Source organism: Brevundimonas sp. (assembly GCF_013912065.1).
In the GTDB taxonomy this organism is placed as follows: domain Bacteria; phylum Pseudomonadota; class Alphaproteobacteria; order Caulobacterales; family Caulobacteraceae; genus Brevundimonas.
On record NZ_JACESA010000007.1, the window covers coordinates 106028 to 121416 of the forward strand.

18 protein-coding genes are annotated in these 15389 nt (G+C 67.6%); 12 read left to right on the plus strand and 6 right to left on the minus strand.

Annotated features, from left to right (window positions below):
• Entirely contained in the window at window positions 1-1119 is a 1119-nt protein-coding gene (locus tag H2037_RS08015) for a flagellar basal body P-ring protein FlgI (RefSeq protein WP_292120068.1), read from the minus strand.
• A 184-nt stretch (window positions 1120-1303) separates the two neighbouring features.
• On the opposite strand from H2037_RS08015, the gene H2037_RS08020 reads away from it, so the two are divergent.
• The 3 genes from H2037_RS08020 to gltX all read left to right on the plus strand — a co-directional run bounded on the left by H2037_RS08020 (window position 1304) and on the right by gltX (window position 3769).
• Complete coding sequence (locus H2037_RS08020; RefSeq protein WP_292120070.1) at window positions 1304-1729, plus strand: flagellar assembly protein FliX; 426 nt, start codon at window positions 1304-1306, stop codon at window positions 1727-1729.
• A 176-nt stretch (window positions 1730-1905) separates the two neighbouring features.
• A complete protein-coding gene (gene dksA / locus H2037_RS08025) occupies window positions 1906-2340 on the plus strand; it encodes an RNA polymerase-binding protein DksA (protein WP_292120073.1) in 435 nt (144 codons plus the stop codon).
• Between the two features lie 94 nt (window positions 2341-2434).
• Window positions 2435-3769 carry a glutamate--tRNA ligase gene (gene gltX, locus H2037_RS08030; protein WP_292120075.1) on the plus strand — a complete coding sequence of 445 codons (1335 nt, stop codon included), beginning with the start codon at window positions 2435-2437 and terminating at the stop codon, window positions 3767-3769.
• Window positions 3770-3796: 27 nt separating this feature from the next.
• Here the strand turns inward: gltX and H2037_RS08035 are convergent, their stop codons facing one another.
• The gene (locus H2037_RS08035) at window positions 3797-4090 is read right to left on the minus strand and encodes a hypothetical protein (RefSeq protein WP_292120077.1); all 294 of its coding nucleotides are present in this window, start codon (window positions 4088-4090) and stop codon (window positions 3797-3799) included.
• A gap of 104 nt (window positions 4091-4194) precedes the next feature.
• Window positions 4195-4800, minus strand: coding sequence for a TIGR00730 family Rossman fold protein (locus H2037_RS08040; RefSeq protein WP_292120079.1), 606 nt, complete (start codon window positions 4798-4800; stop codon window positions 4195-4197).
• A gap of 110 nt (window positions 4801-4910) precedes the next feature.
• On the opposite strand from H2037_RS08040, the gene H2037_RS08045 reads away from it, so the two are divergent.
• Entirely contained in the window at window positions 4911-5678 is a 768-nt protein-coding gene (locus H2037_RS08045; RefSeq protein WP_292120080.1) for a hypothetical protein, read from the plus strand.
• A 128-nt stretch (window positions 5679-5806) separates the two neighbouring features.
• On the opposite strand, the gene panC is transcribed toward H2037_RS08045, so the two are convergent.
• Entirely contained in the window at window positions 5807-6667 is an 861-nt protein-coding gene (gene panC / locus H2037_RS08050) for a pantoate--beta-alanine ligase (RefSeq protein ID WP_292120083.1), read from the minus strand.
• A gap of 75 nt (window positions 6668-6742) precedes the next feature.
• On the opposite strand from panC, the gene H2037_RS08055 reads away from it, so the two are divergent.
• From H2037_RS08055 to H2037_RS08070, 4 genes are all read left to right on the plus strand, one after another.
• Window positions 6743-7426, plus strand: coding sequence for an SPOR domain-containing protein (locus tag H2037_RS08055; protein WP_292120085.1), 684 nt, complete (start codon window positions 6743-6745; stop codon window positions 7424-7426).
• 130 nt (window positions 7427-7556) lie between these two features.
• A complete protein-coding gene (locus H2037_RS08060) occupies window positions 7557-8393 on the plus strand; it encodes a division plane positioning ATPase MipZ (RefSeq protein WP_292120088.1) in 837 nt (278 codons plus the stop codon).
• 16 nt (window positions 8394-8409) lie between these two features.
• Entirely contained in the window at window positions 8410-8838 is a 429-nt protein-coding gene (locus tag H2037_RS08065; RefSeq protein ID WP_292120090.1) for a molecular chaperone DnaJ, read from the plus strand.
• Between the two features lie 141 nt (window positions 8839-8979).
• A complete protein-coding gene (locus H2037_RS08070; protein WP_292120314.1) occupies window positions 8980-10380 on the plus strand; it encodes a Do family serine endopeptidase in 1401 nt (466 codons plus the stop codon).
• 9 nt (window positions 10381-10389) lie between these two features.
• On the opposite strand, the gene H2037_RS08075 is transcribed toward H2037_RS08070, so the two are convergent.
• A complete protein-coding gene (locus H2037_RS08075; RefSeq protein WP_292120098.1) occupies window positions 10390-10812 on the minus strand; it encodes a VOC family protein in 423 nt (140 codons plus the stop codon).
• 73 nt (window positions 10813-10885) lie between these two features.
• Between H2037_RS08075 and H2037_RS08080 the strand changes: the two genes are divergently transcribed.
• The 4 genes from H2037_RS08080 (at window position 10886) to H2037_RS08095 (ending at window position 14042) form a co-directional block, all read left to right on the plus strand.
• On the plus strand, window positions 10886-12199 hold the full coding sequence (locus H2037_RS08080; RefSeq protein WP_292120101.1) for a replication-associated recombination protein A: 1314 nt from the start codon (window positions 10886-10888) through the stop codon (window positions 12197-12199).
• Between the two features lie 73 nt (window positions 12200-12272).
• The gene (locus H2037_RS08085; protein ID WP_292120104.1) at window positions 12273-12713 is read left to right on the plus strand and encodes a hypothetical protein; all 441 of its coding nucleotides are present in this window, start codon (window positions 12273-12275) and stop codon (window positions 12711-12713) included.
• A gap of 42 nt (window positions 12714-12755) precedes the next feature.
• Window positions 12756-13481 carry an RluA family pseudouridine synthase gene (locus H2037_RS08090; protein ID WP_292120107.1) on the plus strand — a complete coding sequence of 242 codons (726 nt, stop codon included), beginning with the start codon at window positions 12756-12758 and terminating at the stop codon, window positions 13479-13481.
• Window positions 13482-13553: 72 nt separating this feature from the next.
• Entirely contained in the window at window positions 13554-14042 is a 489-nt protein-coding gene (locus H2037_RS08095) for a hypothetical protein (RefSeq protein ID WP_292120110.1), read from the plus strand.
• On the opposite strand, the gene H2037_RS08100 is transcribed toward H2037_RS08095, so the two are convergent.
• Window positions 14043-15251: a hypothetical protein gene (locus tag H2037_RS08100; protein WP_292120113.1), complete on the minus strand. Its 1209-nt coding sequence runs from the start codon at window positions 15249-15251 to the stop codon at window positions 14043-14045.
• Between the last annotated feature and the right edge of the window lie 138 nt (window positions 15252-15389).

Below are 15389 nucleotides of genomic sequence, written 5' to 3' on the forward strand. Positions count from 1 at the left end.
TCACATGACCTCGATGTCGGCCTGCAGCGCGCCGGACGCCTTGATGGCCTGCAGGATGCTGATCATGTCGCGCGGGCTAACGCCGAGGGCGTTCAGGCCGTTGACCACAGTGGACAGGCTGGTCCCGCCGCCGACGAACCGCATCTGGGTGCCCAGATCTTCCTCCACGCTGACCTGGGTATTGGGAACGACCACGGTCTCTCCCCCCCGGCTGAAGGGAGTGGGCTGGCTGGCGAAGGGTTGTTCGTCGACCGATATGGTCAGATTGCCCTGGGCGATGGCCACGCGAGAGATACGTACGGCGTCGCCCATGACGATGACCCCGTTGACCTCGTCGATGATCACCTTGGCAGGCGAATCGACCGTGACGGGCAGGTTTTCCACACGGCTGATGAAGCCCGCCATGCCCAGTTGACCGGGCGCGCGCAGGGCGACGACGGTGCCGTTCTCGGCCAGGGCCGAACCCGGATAGGCAGCGTTGACGGCGGCGGCGACCCGCTGGGCCGTCGTGAAATCGGGGTTGCGCAGGTTCAGGCGAACCTCGTTCATATTGGCCATCTCGAAGCCGGTTTCGCGCTCGACCGAGGCGCCCGAGGCGATCCGGCCGGCCGTCGGCACGCCGCGCGTGACCGAAGAGCCCGACCCGCCCGAGGCCGAGACGGAGCCGGTCTGCACCGACCCCTGAGCAACCGCATAGACCTGACCGTCGGCGCCTTGCAGGCTGGTGACGACCAGCGATCCGCCCAACAGGCTCTTGGCGTCGCACATGGACGAGACATTGACGTCGATGCGCGAGCCGGGCGTGGCGAAGGCCGGCAGTTCGGCCGAGACCATGACCGCGGCCATGTTCTTGGTGTTGGCGTTGGCGCCGCGGATATTGACGCCCAGACGCTCGGTCATGCCTTCCAGAGACTGGCGGGTGAAGGGGCAGTTGCGCAGCGAGTCGCCGGTGCCGTTCAGGCCCATGACCATGCCGTAGCCGACCAACTGGTTGCCCCGCACGCCCTCGACCGCCGCGATGTCCTTGATTCGCGACTGGGCGAGAGCGGGGGATGCGACGGCGCCCAGCGCGGCGACGACGGCGATAGGCGTGGCGAGGCGGGCAAGCAAATTCTGCATCGGTCGGACGTCCCAGACGGCGTTTCATTCATCCTGTTGCGAGGATCGTGCCGGTCCATAAGTTCATGAAAACGCTAGGGTCGGTGGATCCGCCGCTTTCATGTGGCGGCAAGTTTTGCCCAGGCGTTAACCAAACAGTCATTCCGTTCGCCAAGGATGAACTCATGAGCCGGAGCATCCGCCGATGAAGGTCACAGGGACCACAGGGGCCAGCGCCCCGACAGGCGGCAAGGCCGCGCGCTCTTCCAGCGGATTCTCGCTGGGCCAGACCGGCTCGGCGGCCGCGCCGAGCGCATCCTCCGCCAGCGTCGCGACATCAGGCGTCGGCGACGTTTCGGCGCTGATGGCGCTTCAAGGGATCGAAGGACCGCTGGAAAAACGCCGGCGCGCCGTCAAGCGCGGCGCGGGCCTGCTGGACCGGCTGGACGAGATCAAGATGGCGCTGCTGTCCGGAGACGCCGACGAGGCGGCGCTGGAGCGACTCGCACGGACGTTGCGCGAGGAGCGGCCCGATGACGGGGACGCCGGCCTGAACGCGCTGCTGGATCAGATCGACCTGCGAGCGTCGGTGGAACTGGCCAAGGCCGAGTTGCGTCGCGGCGACGCCTGACGTCGAAAACGCCGATATTTCAAAATATAGCGGTTAGACTGCGCGCCAAATGTCACGCGGCGGCAGGGCTTCGCCTATTCGCGATCACGGAATCGCGAACGCCGTTGCCGCGACTCTTAAGGCTGACTATACGGCCCATACGCCACAGGGGGGCGTGCTTAGAGAGCGTGAGTGCGATGAACGCTTTGGCGTCCGTTGTGTCCGACGAAACCGGTCTTTATCGGCCGTCTGACGATGAGCCGTTCATGAGTGAACGGCAGCTTGCCTATTTCAAGAAAAAGCTGCTGGCCTGGAAGGACGAAATCCTTCGCGAGTCCAAGGGCACGGTCGTCAATCTGAAGGCCGAGACCGAAAACCATCCTGACCTGGTCGACCGGGCCTCGTCGGAATCGGATCGCGCGCTCGAGTTGCGCACCCGCGATCGCCAGCGCAAGTTGATCTCCAAGATCGACGACGCCCTGCGTCGGATCGAGGACGGCTCCTACGGCTATTGCGAGGACACTGGCGAGCCGATCGGTCTGGGGCGTCTTGAAGCCCGCCCGACGGCGACCCTGTCGGTCGAGGCCCAGGAACGCCACGAGCGCCGCGAACGCGTCCACCGCGACGACTGATCCTCGTTTCTGAGGCCCAGGAAGCGGGTCGGCCTTGACTTCACGGGGTTGCGGCGCGACCTAGCCGCCTCGCTTTCGAGGTCGTTGATCCCCCATGTCCGTCAAGGTTCGTTTCGCCCCGTCGCCGACGGGAAAGCTGCACGTCGGCAATGTCCGCACCGCCCTGGTGAACTGGCTGTTCGCGAAGGGGCAGGGCGGGTCCTTCGTGCTGCGTATCGACGACACCGACCTGGCTCGTTCGACGCCGGAGTTCGAACAGGGGATCGAGGACGATCTGGCCTGGCTGGGTCTGACCTGGGACGAGCGCTACAACCAATCCAAGCGGTTCGACCGCTACGAGGAGGCCGCCGCCCGCCTGAAGGCGTCGGGGCGGCTATATCCGGCCTATGAGACCGCCGACGAACTGGATCGCCGCCGCAAGGTGCAACTGTCGCGCGGCCTGCCGCCCATCTACGACCGCGCCGCCCTGGAGCTGACCGACGAACAGAAGGCCGCCTACGAGGCCGAGGGCCGCCGCCCGCACTGGCGTTTCAAGCTGGAAGGCAAGCGCGTCGCCTGGGAAGACCTGGCGCGCGGCCATGCCGAGGTCGATACCGCCTCGATGTCCGACCCCGTCCTGATCCGCGAGGACGGCCTGTTCCTCTACACCCTGCCTTCGGTGGTCGACGACATCGACATGGCCATCACCCACATCATCCGGGGCGAGGATCACGTCACCAACACCGGCGCCCAGATCGAGATATTCGAGGCTCTGGAGGCGGCCGTTCCGGGCTTCGCCCACATGCCCCTGCTGGTCGGCGCCGACGGGGCCGCCCTGTCCAAGCGGCTGGGCTCGCTGTCGATCAGCGACATGCGCGACCAGGGCTATGAGCCCATCGCCATCACCAGCCACCTGGGCCGGATCGGCACCTCGGATCCGCTGGAAGTCGCCGAGTCGGTCCAGGCCCTGGGCGCCGGCTTCGCCTTCGCCAAGATGGGCCGGTCGCCGGCGCGTTACGATACGGCGGATCTTGATCGCCTGAACGCCCAGTCCCTGCATGTCATGGACTATGCGACCGCCAAGCCCCGCCTCCAGGTCCTGGACGCCGACATGGGCGAGACCTTCTGGGCCGTGGTGCGCGGCAATCTGAACAAGTTCGCCGATGTTGTTGAAATGGTGAAGATCGTCCGCGGTCCGGTCCAGCCGGTGATCGAGGACGCCGCCTTTATCGAAGCTGCTGCCCAATTGCTGCCTGAGGTGATCGACGAGACCGCCTGGTCGGCCTGGACCAACGCCGTCAAGGCCGAGACCGGGGCCAAGGGCAAGGCCCTGTTCATGCCGTTGCGCCTGGCCCTGACGGGACAGGCGCATGGGCCGGACATGGCGGCCATGGCGCCGCTGATCGGTCGTGAGACCATCCAGCGGCGGCTGAAAGGCGAGGCGGCCTGATCCCCTGAAGGGGCCGCCCCGGCCGGGTCAGGCGTTGCAGGCGGCCAGTTCGTCGGCGCTGAGCTCGGTTCCCTTGTAGGAGAATTCGGTCACGGCGCCGAACTTCTGGACCACGCGACGGCAGGCGCGCGTCGCCGGTTGTTCCGTCCCGCCCGCGGCGGTGCAGGTCGCGCCTTCGCCCAGGCCCCCGCCGCCACCCGCCTGACGCTGGCCGATCCCGCCAAGGCGCCGACCCGCGCCACCATCATCGACGGGGCCCGCTGGTCCTGCGAAGGCGGGGGCGGTAGCGAACAGGGCGGCGGCGATGAGCAGGACGCGCATGAGCAAGTCTCCGAATTGCAGAACGGCGTCGTGCCGTCGCGCCAATGTCAGTTTTCCATAAAAACTGTCAAGCGTGACCGTTAGGATTTATTAGCAGCGATCACCTAGCGACGATCATAGCTTCGCGCCACGTCGCCGCCGCCGACCTGAATCAGATCCATCGCCTCTTCCACCGAACTGGCCACGGTCCAGGCGTCGAGGAAGGCGGCGGGGGTCATGCCCTCGTCCACGCTGTGGCGCATCAGCGCGAAGAAGCCTTCCCAGAACCCGTTCAGATTGAGGAAGACGACCGGCTTCTGATGCAGATCCAGCCGTTTCCACGACAGCAGTTCGACCACTTCTTCCAGGGTGCCGATCCCGCCGGGCGCGACGACGAAGGCGTCGGACTGGTCGTACATCAGCTGTTTGCGCTCGTGCATCGAGGTCACGATAACGGTCTCGACCTCGTCGAACAGCCGCTCGCGGCTGCGCAGGAAGGCGGGCATGATGCCGACGACCCGCCCGCCCGCTTCATGGGCGCCGCGCGCCGAGGCGCCCATCAGGCCCACGCCGCCGCCGCCATAGACAAGCCGCCAGCCGGCTTCGGCCGTCGCCTTGCCGAAGGCGCGGGCCGCCTCGGTGTAGGTCGGGTCGGCGCGGTCGGACGAGCCGCAGAACAGGCAGACGGAGGGACCGTCGAAGGGCTGGATCGAAACGGGGGGCAGGGACATGGGGCCTCGAACTGAAGGAAAGCACGGACGGCCATGGCCAAACCGGCGGCGGTCGAGCTAACAGATTCCCGAGCCGCTACGGCGTCAGCCATATAGTGTCGGGACGAAGGATGAAACGTCGGATCATCGCCAGAGCCACCGTATCCGCCACCCTTGTCGCGGCCCTGTCCGTGAGTCTCTGCGCCAGTCTGGCGGGGTGCTCGAGAGGCGGCGAGGGAGAGGCCCGGCCTGCGGACGCCTTGGAGACGTCCTCCTGGGCCCAGCCTCCGCTGATCGAAGCCGCGATGCGTGACGGGCCGATGGTCGTCGTGCGGGGGCGGGCCGGTCCCGACGCCCGGGTGGTTCTGCGCGGAGCGGACGGCGCCGCCGTGGCGGTCGGCGCCGATGCGTCCGGTCGGTTCGAGCTTCGCGTCCCTGCCACGTCGGGGGACATCCGGCTGACGCCCGAGGTTCAGGTCGGAGAAGACGCCGCCCCTTCGCCCGAGACACTCGTCCTCATCCGGGGTGGGGCGGGACCGATCGCCTTGATCGCAGCGGGCGAGCCGACGGTGCGCCTGGACGGCCAGGGGATGCTGGACGCCGTCGATTCCGACGGATCGGCCGTCATCGTCTCGGGCCTCGCCGCCGGGACGGCGCCGACCGTCCTGATCGACGGGGTTCGCGCGGTCGTTGTCGAGGCAAGCGGAGGACGCTGGCGCGCGACGGCGCCGGGCGGCGCGCCGGCCGTGATCGAGGTCGGCGGCGTGCGGTTCGAATTTCCTGGCTTCGGCGCCCAGTCCGACTTCACGCCCGTCCGCGCAGGTCAGGGGTGGCGGCTGACCTGGCCGACCGGCCCCAGCGGGCGTCAGACGACCTGGTTGCCGGATCGCGCCCCTTAGGCCGGATTGCGCCTTAGGACTGTGTTAACCGAAGCGGTGGATGGACGATGTTGTCCCTTTTTGGGACGCACCATCACCGAACCTTCTTCAAGCCCGGCGTTCGCGTCGGGCCTTTTTTTGCGCCTCGCTCAGACGGCCATATTGTCGATCAGCCGGGTCTTGCCCAACCAGGCCGCCACCAGGATGCGGGCCGGGGCGTCGACGACCCCGTCGCGGAACGGCGACAGGTCCTCGGCGTGGCGAACCGCGACATAGTCGATCCGTTCGAACCCGGCTTTCAGAATGGCGGCATAGGCTTCGCGCTCCACGCCCGGCAGCGGTCGGCCCGCCGCGGCGCCGGCGGCGGCCTCGGCCAGAATCTGGTTCAGGCGCCGGGCGACGGCCAGTTCGGCTTCGGACAGATAGTCGTTGCGCGAGGACAGGGCGAGCCCGGCCTCGTCTCGCTGGGTCGGGGCGCCGACGATGTCGATCGGCAGGTCCAGGTCGCGGACGAAACGCCGGATGACCATCAGCTGCTGATAGTCCTTCTCGCCGAAGACAGCGACGTCCGGCTGGACCTGGTTGAACAGTTTGGTGACGATCAGGGCGACCCCGCCGAACATCTGGGGCCGGAAGTCGCCCTCCAGGCCAAGGGCCGGTCCTGCAATGGTTATGCTGGTGGCGAAGCCTTCAGGGTACATGGCCTCCGGCGTCGGGGCGAACATCAGGTGGCAGCCGGCGCCGGCTAGCAGGCGGGCGTCTTCTTCCTGGCGGCGGGGATAGCGGGCCAGGTCCTCGGTCGGGGCGAATTGGGTCGGATTGACGAAGTTGGAGGCCAAGACCCGGTCCGCCCGACGCCCGGCCTCGCGCACCAGGGTCAGGTGGCCTTCGTGCAGCGCGCCCATGGTCGGAACCAGGGCGACGCTCAAGCCTTGTCGTTTCCAGTCGCCGACCGTGGCGCGAAGATCCGTCACGGCGCGGACGACAGGGAGGGGGGCGGACGCGGACATGGTGAAGCGGTTAACCCTGTGGCTTAAGCGTGTCGATGCACCAGACTTCAAACCCTGGCGACTAGGGTGGTGCTTATGACGCCAGCAGAAGCGACCCGTCCAGTTCTGATCGTCCTCGCCCTGACCCTCGCGGGTTGCGGGGCGATCGAGGGCGATCGTCACCGATTCCAGACGATGGCGGACCATGTCGCCGCGATCGACATCCCGATGAATCCCCAGGCCGACCGACCCGGCGATCCCCAGCCTCGCCGGACGGCTGAGGCGCAGGGGCTGAGGCCCCTCAAATTCTCGCCCGTGAAGGTCGCGGTGATGAGCCCACACGAAATGTGGGATGCGCGTGAAGGCCTGATCGGCGCGGCGAAGGCGGACGAAGACGGGACGAGCGGGCTGCGGGACGCCGTCGTGCGGATGGCGGAACCGGCCGTCGCGCCTCTTCTGCCAGGGCCTGCGCCGAAGGTTGTCGAGACGGTCGCCGCTGCGGCCGAACAGCCGAGGTTGCGTCCGGCGGTGATCCGGTCGGGCGGGGAAGGGCGGATGATCCAGCTGGGGGCCTATTCCAGTGAAGCCGGCGCGCGGGCGGCCTGGAATCGGCTGAAGGCCGGCGACGCTCTGTCCAGCCTGTCGCCTGTGTTCGAGACCATCCATGTCGACGGCCGGATGCTGACCCGTCTGAAGGTCGGTCCGATCCCGGCCGAGGCGGCGTCCGCCCTGTGCGCGGCCGCCCAGGTGGCGGATCCCTGGTGCCGACGGGCGGGCTGAACCGCCTCGGCCTGAAGTCCACAGTTTAAGCGTTAACACTGCGTTGACCTTTGACGCCGGTACGTCGAGTCTCGGTCGTCCCAAGGCCGCGCAAGTCTGAGTCGCGTCGGCCGCCAGAGAGGTCTCCCTCATGACGCAGCCTCACGTGATCGTCCTCGGCAACGAGAAAGGCGGGGCGGGCAAATCCACCCTGGCGATCCATATCGTCACCGGCCTGCTGCATGCGGGCCGCACCGTCGCGATCATCGATCTGGACCTGCGCCAGCGGTCGATGCAGCGGTTCTTCACCAACCGGCTGACCTGGCTGGCGGCGAACCAGCAGCAACTGCCCCAGCCCTTCATGCCCGACATGGGCGACGGCAAGGCCCTGGCCAAGGCCGGGGTGGACGAGCAGATCGCCGTCTTCGACCGCGCCTTCAACGAGGCCGTGTCGGCCGGCGTGGACGCCATCCTGATCGACACCCCCGGCGGCGACACGGCCGTGTCGGCCGCGGCCCATGCGCGGGCCGACCAGATTGTCACCCCGATGAACGACAGTTTCGTCGACTTCGACCTGCTGGGCGAGGTCGATCCGGTGTCGCTGGAACTGCTGAAACCCTCGATCTATTCCGAGAGCGTCTGGGAGGCCCGCAAGCTTCGGGCGATCAGCCAGGGCCGCCATGCGACCATCGACTGGCTGGTCGTCACCAATCGCCTGGCCGTAGCCGAGGCGCGCAACCGCAAACGGCTGGAAGAGCGGATGAACAAGCTGGCCAAACGGGTCGGCTTCCGCGTTGGGCCGGGCCTGCGCGACCGGGTCATCTATCGCGAACTCTTCCCCTTCGGCCTGACGGTCGCCGACCTGTCCAACGAGGTGCGGCCGGTGGCGGTGTCGCTGGCCCACGTCGCGGCGCGCCAGGAACTGCGCAATCTGATGAAGGCCATGGGTCTGGAACAGGCGCTGAGCCCTCTGGACGTGGCGGCCTGAAAGGCCGGATGAGGCCATGATCCTGATCTGGCTGGCGCTGGCGGCGATCGCCGTCTGGGCGCTCGTGCGGCTGGGCCGTCAGACCGAGCGGCGAGGGCGAGCCCACTGGCGCGTCACCGCGACCCTGCTGGGATCGGTGCTGTTGGCCGGGGGCGCGCTGTCGGCGTTTCGGGGCGCCTGGCTCTGGGCTGCGGTGCTCGCGGCGGCGGGACTTTATCTGGCCTGGTCCTCTCGCATGCGACAGGTTGTCCGATCCGAACCGATCAGCGAGGCCGACGCCCGCGCCGTCCTGGGCGTCGGCCCCGGCGCGACCGAAGCCGAGATCCGCGCCGCCTGGAAGAAGGCGATGGGGCGGGCGCATCCCGACACGGGGGGCACAGAAGGGCTTGCGACCCGGGTCAATGCGGCCCGCGACCGACTGTTGAGGAAGACCGGACGCGACTGAGCCCGTTGGGCCGAGACGGGCCATGGCGCCAGGACCTCGCCTGGAGCGTAAACAAGGTTGAGCCGCCCTGTCGCGGCCTTGATCCGGCCCAAAAAGACGTGCGGTATTGCAGGGCTTGAAGCCTGAAATTCTCGGATGAAGATGAAGACCCGACCGATCGTGCTCGCCGCCGCCCTGGCCCTGTCGGCCTGCGGCAATCCCACCAATTCCAAGGCCCAGGAGGGCGAGTTCGCCCAGCCGACGCGGACCGCCCCCGCCGACGCGGCGGGGATGAAGTCCAGCTTCGCCCCGGTGGTCCGTTCGGCCGCCCCGGCCGTGGTCAATATCTCGGCTCGCAGCGTGCAGCGGGTCCAGGTGGACCCCTTCTTCCAGTTCTTCGGCGGCGGCATCCCCCAGGCGCGGGTGGCTGAATCGGTCGGATCGGGCGTCATCGTCCGTTCGGACGGGATCGTCGTGACGAACAACCACGTCATCGACGGCGCCCAGCAGATCAAGGTCGTGCTGAACGACCGGCGCGAGTTCCCCGCCACCGTCATTCTGGCCGACGCGCGCAGCGACATCGCCGTGCTACGGCTCGAGAACGTCAGCGACCGTCTGCCGGTCCTCGCCATCGACGATCAGGAAGAACAGCAGGTCGGGGATCTGGTCCTGGCCATCGGCAATCCGTTCGGCGTGGGCCAGACGGTGACAAACGGCATCATCTCGGCCCTGAACCGGACCGAGACCGGCATTTCCGACAGCGGCTCCTTCATCCAGACCGACGCGGCCATCAACCCCGGCAATTCCGGCGGGGCGCTGGTCGACATGGACGGCGACCTGATCGGCATCAACACCGCCATCTTCTCGCGGTCCGGCTCCTCGGCTGGGGTCGGGTTCGCCGTGCCGGCCATCATGGTCAAGCGCGTGGTGGAATCGGCCCTGGGCGGCGCCAAGACCGTGGTCCGGCCCTGGCTGGGCGTGAAGGGCGACACCGTCACCGGCGAGATCGCCGGCAGCCTGGGCCTGTCCCGACCCCAGGGGCTGGTGGTCACGGACGTCTATGCCGACGGTCCGGCCGCCCGCGCGGGCATTCGCCAGGGCGACGTCATCACCGCCGTCGACGGGCAGGAGATCAACGACCAGGGCGGGCTGAACTATCGCGTCGGGTCAAGAAATCCGAACGATCAGGTCCAGGTCGCCATCCTGCGCGACGGCCGGCCGGAGACATTGAATGCTCGGGTCCAGACCCTGCCCGGCGACGCCGATCCGGATCAGGGCGTCCTGATCCAGTCTGGTCCTTTCGCCGGCGCCGAGGTCGTGGCCCTGAATCCGGCCCTGGCCGACCGGCTGGGGGGCGACCCGTTCGCGACCGGCGTCATCGTCACCGGAGTATCGGGGCGCGGCTATGCCGCCCGTGCCGGTTTCCGCCAGAACGATCTGATCGTCAGCATCAACGGCCGCCCCATGGCCACCGGGCGCGATGTCGAGGCCGCCGGCGCGCGCGGCCCCTGGGAGGTGGTCGTCAATCGCGGCGGACGTCAGATCCGGGGCGTGCTCAGATAGGAGCGGACCTCAGCCCTTGATCGGTCCGCCGATGGACCAGGTGTGTCCGAAGGGATCGCGCAGGACGCCGTAGCGGTCGCCCCAGAACTGGTCCGCCATGTCCATCACAGGCTCGGCGCCGCCCACGGTCATCGCGCGGGTCCACCAGGCGTCGGGGTCCACGACTTGCAGGTGCAGGGTGACGCCGGCGGGGCGGACGTCCTGACTACCGGTGTATTCGGGGAATTCGTCGTTCAGCATGACGCTGGCGCCGTTGATCTTCAGGTGGGCGTGCATCACCCGCTCGCCGTCGTCGGCCAGACGGCGGTCCAGCACCTCAGCCCCGAAGGCGATGATGTAGAAATCGATCGCCGCCGAGGCTCCGCGCGACGGAATGGTCAGGTGCGGCGTCACGCCGGTGTTCGGGCCTTGGTCGGGATGGGCGTCGGTCATGATCGATCTCTATGGCTGAAGCCCATACTAACGGATGAAAACCGCTTTAGGCACGACTACATAGGTCGCAATCATGAGTGATCTGTTCGAAGCCTCCGGCATATTGCCCCCCGACGCCCCCCTGGCGGACCGTTTGCGCCCGCGCACGCTGGACCAGGTGGTGGGCCAGGACCATCTGCTGGGGGCCGGCGGGCCGATCCGGCGGATGATCGAGGCCGGGCGGCTGGGCTCGATGATCCTGTGGGGCCCACCCGGCACCGGCAAGACCACCATCGCCCGGCTGCTGGCCCAGGCGGCCGGCTATGAGTATCAGGCGATCAGCGCCGTCTTCTCAGGCGTGGCCGACCTGAAGAAGGCGTTCGAGGCGGCGCGGATGCGGCGGGCGGCGGGTCAGAGCACCCTGCTGTTCGTCGACGAGATTCATCGCTTCAACCGCGCCCAGCAGGACGGTTTCCTGCCCTTCGTCGAGGCGGGGGTCGTCACCCTGGTCGGGGCCACGACCGAGAATCCCAGTTTCGAGCTGAACGGGGCGCTGCTGTCGCGGTCGCAGGTCTATGTTCTGAAGCGGCTGGACGACGCGGCGCTGGATCAATTGTTGATCCGGGCCGAGGCTCATATGGAGCAAACCCTGCCGCTGACGCCCGAGGCGCGGCAGGCGATGCTGGCCCTGGCGGACGGCGACGGCCGTTATCTGCTGACCATGTCCGAAGTGCTGTTCGACCTTCCGGATGGCGAACTTCTGGACGTTCAGGGGCTGGCCGGGGTGCTGCAACGCCGGGCTCCCGCCTATGACAAGAGCAGAGAAGAACACTACAATCTCATATCCGCCCTACATAAATCCGTTCGGGGATCGGACCCGGACGCGGCCCTGTACTGGCTGGCGCGGATGCTGAAAGGGGGCGAGGACCCGCTCTATCTGGCGCGGCGGATCGTGCGGATGGCGGTTGAGGACATCGGCGAGGCGGACCCGCTGTCGATCCTGGTCGCCAACGCCGCCAAGGACACATACGATTTCCTGGGCAGTCCCGAGGGCGAACTGGCCCTGGCCCAGGCCGTGGTGCATCTGGCGACGGCGCCCAAGTCTGTGGGGGTGTACGAAGCCTTCAACGCGGCCAAAAAGGCGGCCTATGAGACCGGCTCGCTGATGCCGCCCGCCCATATTCGCAACGCGCCCACGAAGCTGATGAAACAACTGGGCTACGGCAAGGGCTACCAGTACGACCCGGATACGCCCGAAGGCTTCTCCGGCGCGAACTTCTTCCCCGACGAGATGGAGCGCCGCACCTTCTACCAACCCAAGGGCGAGGGGCACGAGGAGAAGGTCAAGGCGCGGCTGGAGCGGTGGGCCGAGATGCGGGCGCGGATGCAGGTCGAGGGCGGCGACTGACTGAACGGCGTTCATTGTGGGGTGGGGGGAACGGGCCTAGTCTCCGCCAATCCGAAATCCTTGGGAGGGGACGATGATCGAGACTGTGAAGACGCCGTGGCACCTGTGGCTGGTCGGCGTGCTGTCGCTACTTTGGAACGGCTTCGGCGCGTTTGACTTCATCCAGACCACGACGCGCGGCGAAGCCTATATGCGCGAGATGGGCTTCGGTCCTGAGATGATCGCCTATTACAACGCCATGCCAAGCTGGATGTACGGGCCGTGGATTCTCGGCGTCTGGGGCGCGGTGATCGGTTCGATCCTGCTGCTGGTTCGAAGCCGCTGGGCGGTGACCGCCTTCGCCGCCTCGCTGCTGGGGGCGGCGGTCAGCCTGATCTATTCGAAACTGATCGATCCGCCGCCGGTGTCGCCCGAAATGGCGGCCATGGCCGTGATGCCCTGGGTCATCCTGCTGATCGCCGCCTTCCTGGCCTGGTACGCCTGGTTCATGGCCAAGCGGGGCGTGCTGCGCTGATTTCCGGCTGACCGGGGCGGCGGGCGAGGTTAGAAGCGGCGGATGACCACCCGCCAGCCCGTCGTCCTGTCCGAGGACGAGATCGCCGCCGTCCGTTCGTGGGTGATCCACGAGGACGCCCATGTCATCGCCTTTTCCAAGCCGTCCGGCCTGTCCAGCCAGGGCGGGCGGATCAAGGCCCATACGCTGGACGACCTGCTGTGGGCCTTCGCCCGGTCGAACGGCAAGCGGCCGGAGCTGGTGCATAGGCTGGACCGCGACACCTCGGGGGTGATCCTGGCCGCCAAGACCAAGCCGGCGGCGGGCTTCCTGGGCAAGGCGCTGCAGATGCGGCGGTTCCGGAAACAGTATCTGGCCCTGCTGTCGGCGGCGCCCGAGCCGGCGTCGGGGACCATCGACGCTCCGCTGCGGCGCGAGGAGATCGGGCGCGAATCCTATATGCGGGTCGTGGCCTTCGACGCGCCGGGCGCGCAGGGTTCGCAGAGCCGCTATCGGACCCTGGCGTCCGGGCCGGAAGGGGCGGTGGTCGAGCTGGAGCCCCTGACGGGGCGGATGCACCAGTTGCGGGTCCACATGGCCCATCTGGGGCGGCCTCTGATCGGCGACGTGCGGTATGGCGGAGCCCTGACCACGCCTGTCGGACCGGCGCCGCGTCTGATGCTTCATGCCGCCAAGCTGAGCTTTCCCCACCCCGAGGGCGGAACCACGACGATCGAGGCGGCGCCGCCCGAGGACTTCGCCAAATTGCGCCAGGCCCTCGGCCTTTAGGGGGCCTAGGCCAGGTCTGGACGGAACGGCCGGGGCGGAGCAACGCTATGCTCCATAAAGGGAGACATCGTCATGAAACGCCTCGTCCTTCTCGGTCTCGCCGCCACGGCCCTGTCCTTGAGCGCCTGCGCCAGCCTGGCGCCCTATGGCGCGCAGCGGGCGCCGGGCGGACAGGGCTATTCCGAGCAGAGGATCGAATCCAACCGCTATCGCGTGACCTATAACGGCGTCGGGGCTCCGGGCGCCGTGGCGGATTTCGCCCTGCTGCGGGCTGCCGATCTGACGACCGAACAGGGCTATGACTGGTTCGAAGTGACCCAGAGCTGGACCGACGGGCGGCCTGGCGGCGCGGGCGGAGTGCGGCCCAGCGTCTCGATCGGCGGCGGCTCCAGCCGCTACGGCGGCTATTCGGCCTCGGGCGTCGGCGTCGGTCTTGGCTTGAACTTCAGCGGGCCGAGCCCGACCTCGACCTCGCTGGAAGTGGTCCTGGGGCGCGGTCAGAAACCCGACCGGCCCTACGCCTATGACGCCCGGGCGGTCCAGGCCTCCATCCCGCGCTGATCAGCGTCCGCGCGTCAGGGCGCGGTATTCGACCAGCCGTTCCTTGTCGCGGCGCACCTGGTCGCCGACGGTATTGTCCACGTCCAGAGAAGCGTAGCGAACCCAGCTGTCGGCGCCGAGCTTCTCCTGAATGGCGTCGGTCGGCGTCTGCCAGCGGAAATAGGACACCCAAGTCACCCCGCCGGCCAGGATGACGGCGACGATCTGCAGGATGCGGAAGCCGATCTCGTTGGCGGCCGGGGCGGGCCAGAAGGCGAAGAAGATCACCCAGACGAACAGCACCAGCGGCGTCGTGATCCGTCCGAACCAGCGCATCCAGTAGCGTTCGCGGCGCACACGCCACAGCTCCATCTGGATGAACTTCTCCAGATATTCCATCCGGGCGCCGATCCACATGACCAGGCGGGTCAGATAGAGGGCGCGCTGGCCCCAGGCCTTGCCGTCCATCTGGTAGGTGGTCTCGGCCTGGTCCGACAGGGCGCGGGCGTTGGTGAACAGGTTCTGCAGCTCACGGGTCCGCTGCACGATCTCGCGCGACAACTCGTAGGAGTCGTTTTCCAGCCGGAACCGGTACTGGATGAACAGGATGGCCGAGACGCCGTAGAAAAGGCCGGCCGCAGCCAACATGCTCAACACGGCCAGGCCCAGGCCGGCCGGTTGACCGCCCCCCCAATCGGCGAACAGGGTGGGCCCCATCTCGGCCAGGACGGCGAAGCCGATCAGCGCCAGCACCTGGGTCAGCCGCTTGACGCCGACATGGACGCACAGGGCGCTGAAAATGCGCCGGCCATAGGCGTGCACCCGGCCCCGGATGTCGCGATCGGCGCTGAACCGCTCCTCGATCTGGCGTGCGAACAGGACGTGGAAACGATCGGGCTTTTTCTCGTCTTCCCAGAACGGGAAGATATCGAGCGGCTGGTTGAAATACTCATCGATATTGGCGGAGATCCGCGCGATCGACGCCTCGTCCAGGGTGAAATAGTCGCTTTCCTGGATCGGGCGCAGCACCCCGTCGTCGGAGACGGCGGGGGTCTCTACCGGAGTCGGGTTCGGCGGCGGCGCGCGGGGCGTCTCCGACGCCATGACGGGCGCCATCACCGGAGTCATGAGGGGGGCCTCGGCGACAGGTTCCGGCGCGGGTTCCGCAGCGGGCTGCGGCGACGTCATCGTCGGCGCGACCACTGGGCTGTGGCTGTCATCTTGCGACATGGCGTGGCTTTCCCGACCGGCTGACGGCTGTTGTTGGATATCGCTGTTAACCCTACCACGGGCAAGTGAAGTTTCGGTCAGACGGGTGCGAATGGTCTCGATGCTTCGCTTTCGGCGCCGGCGGCGTATATAGCGCCG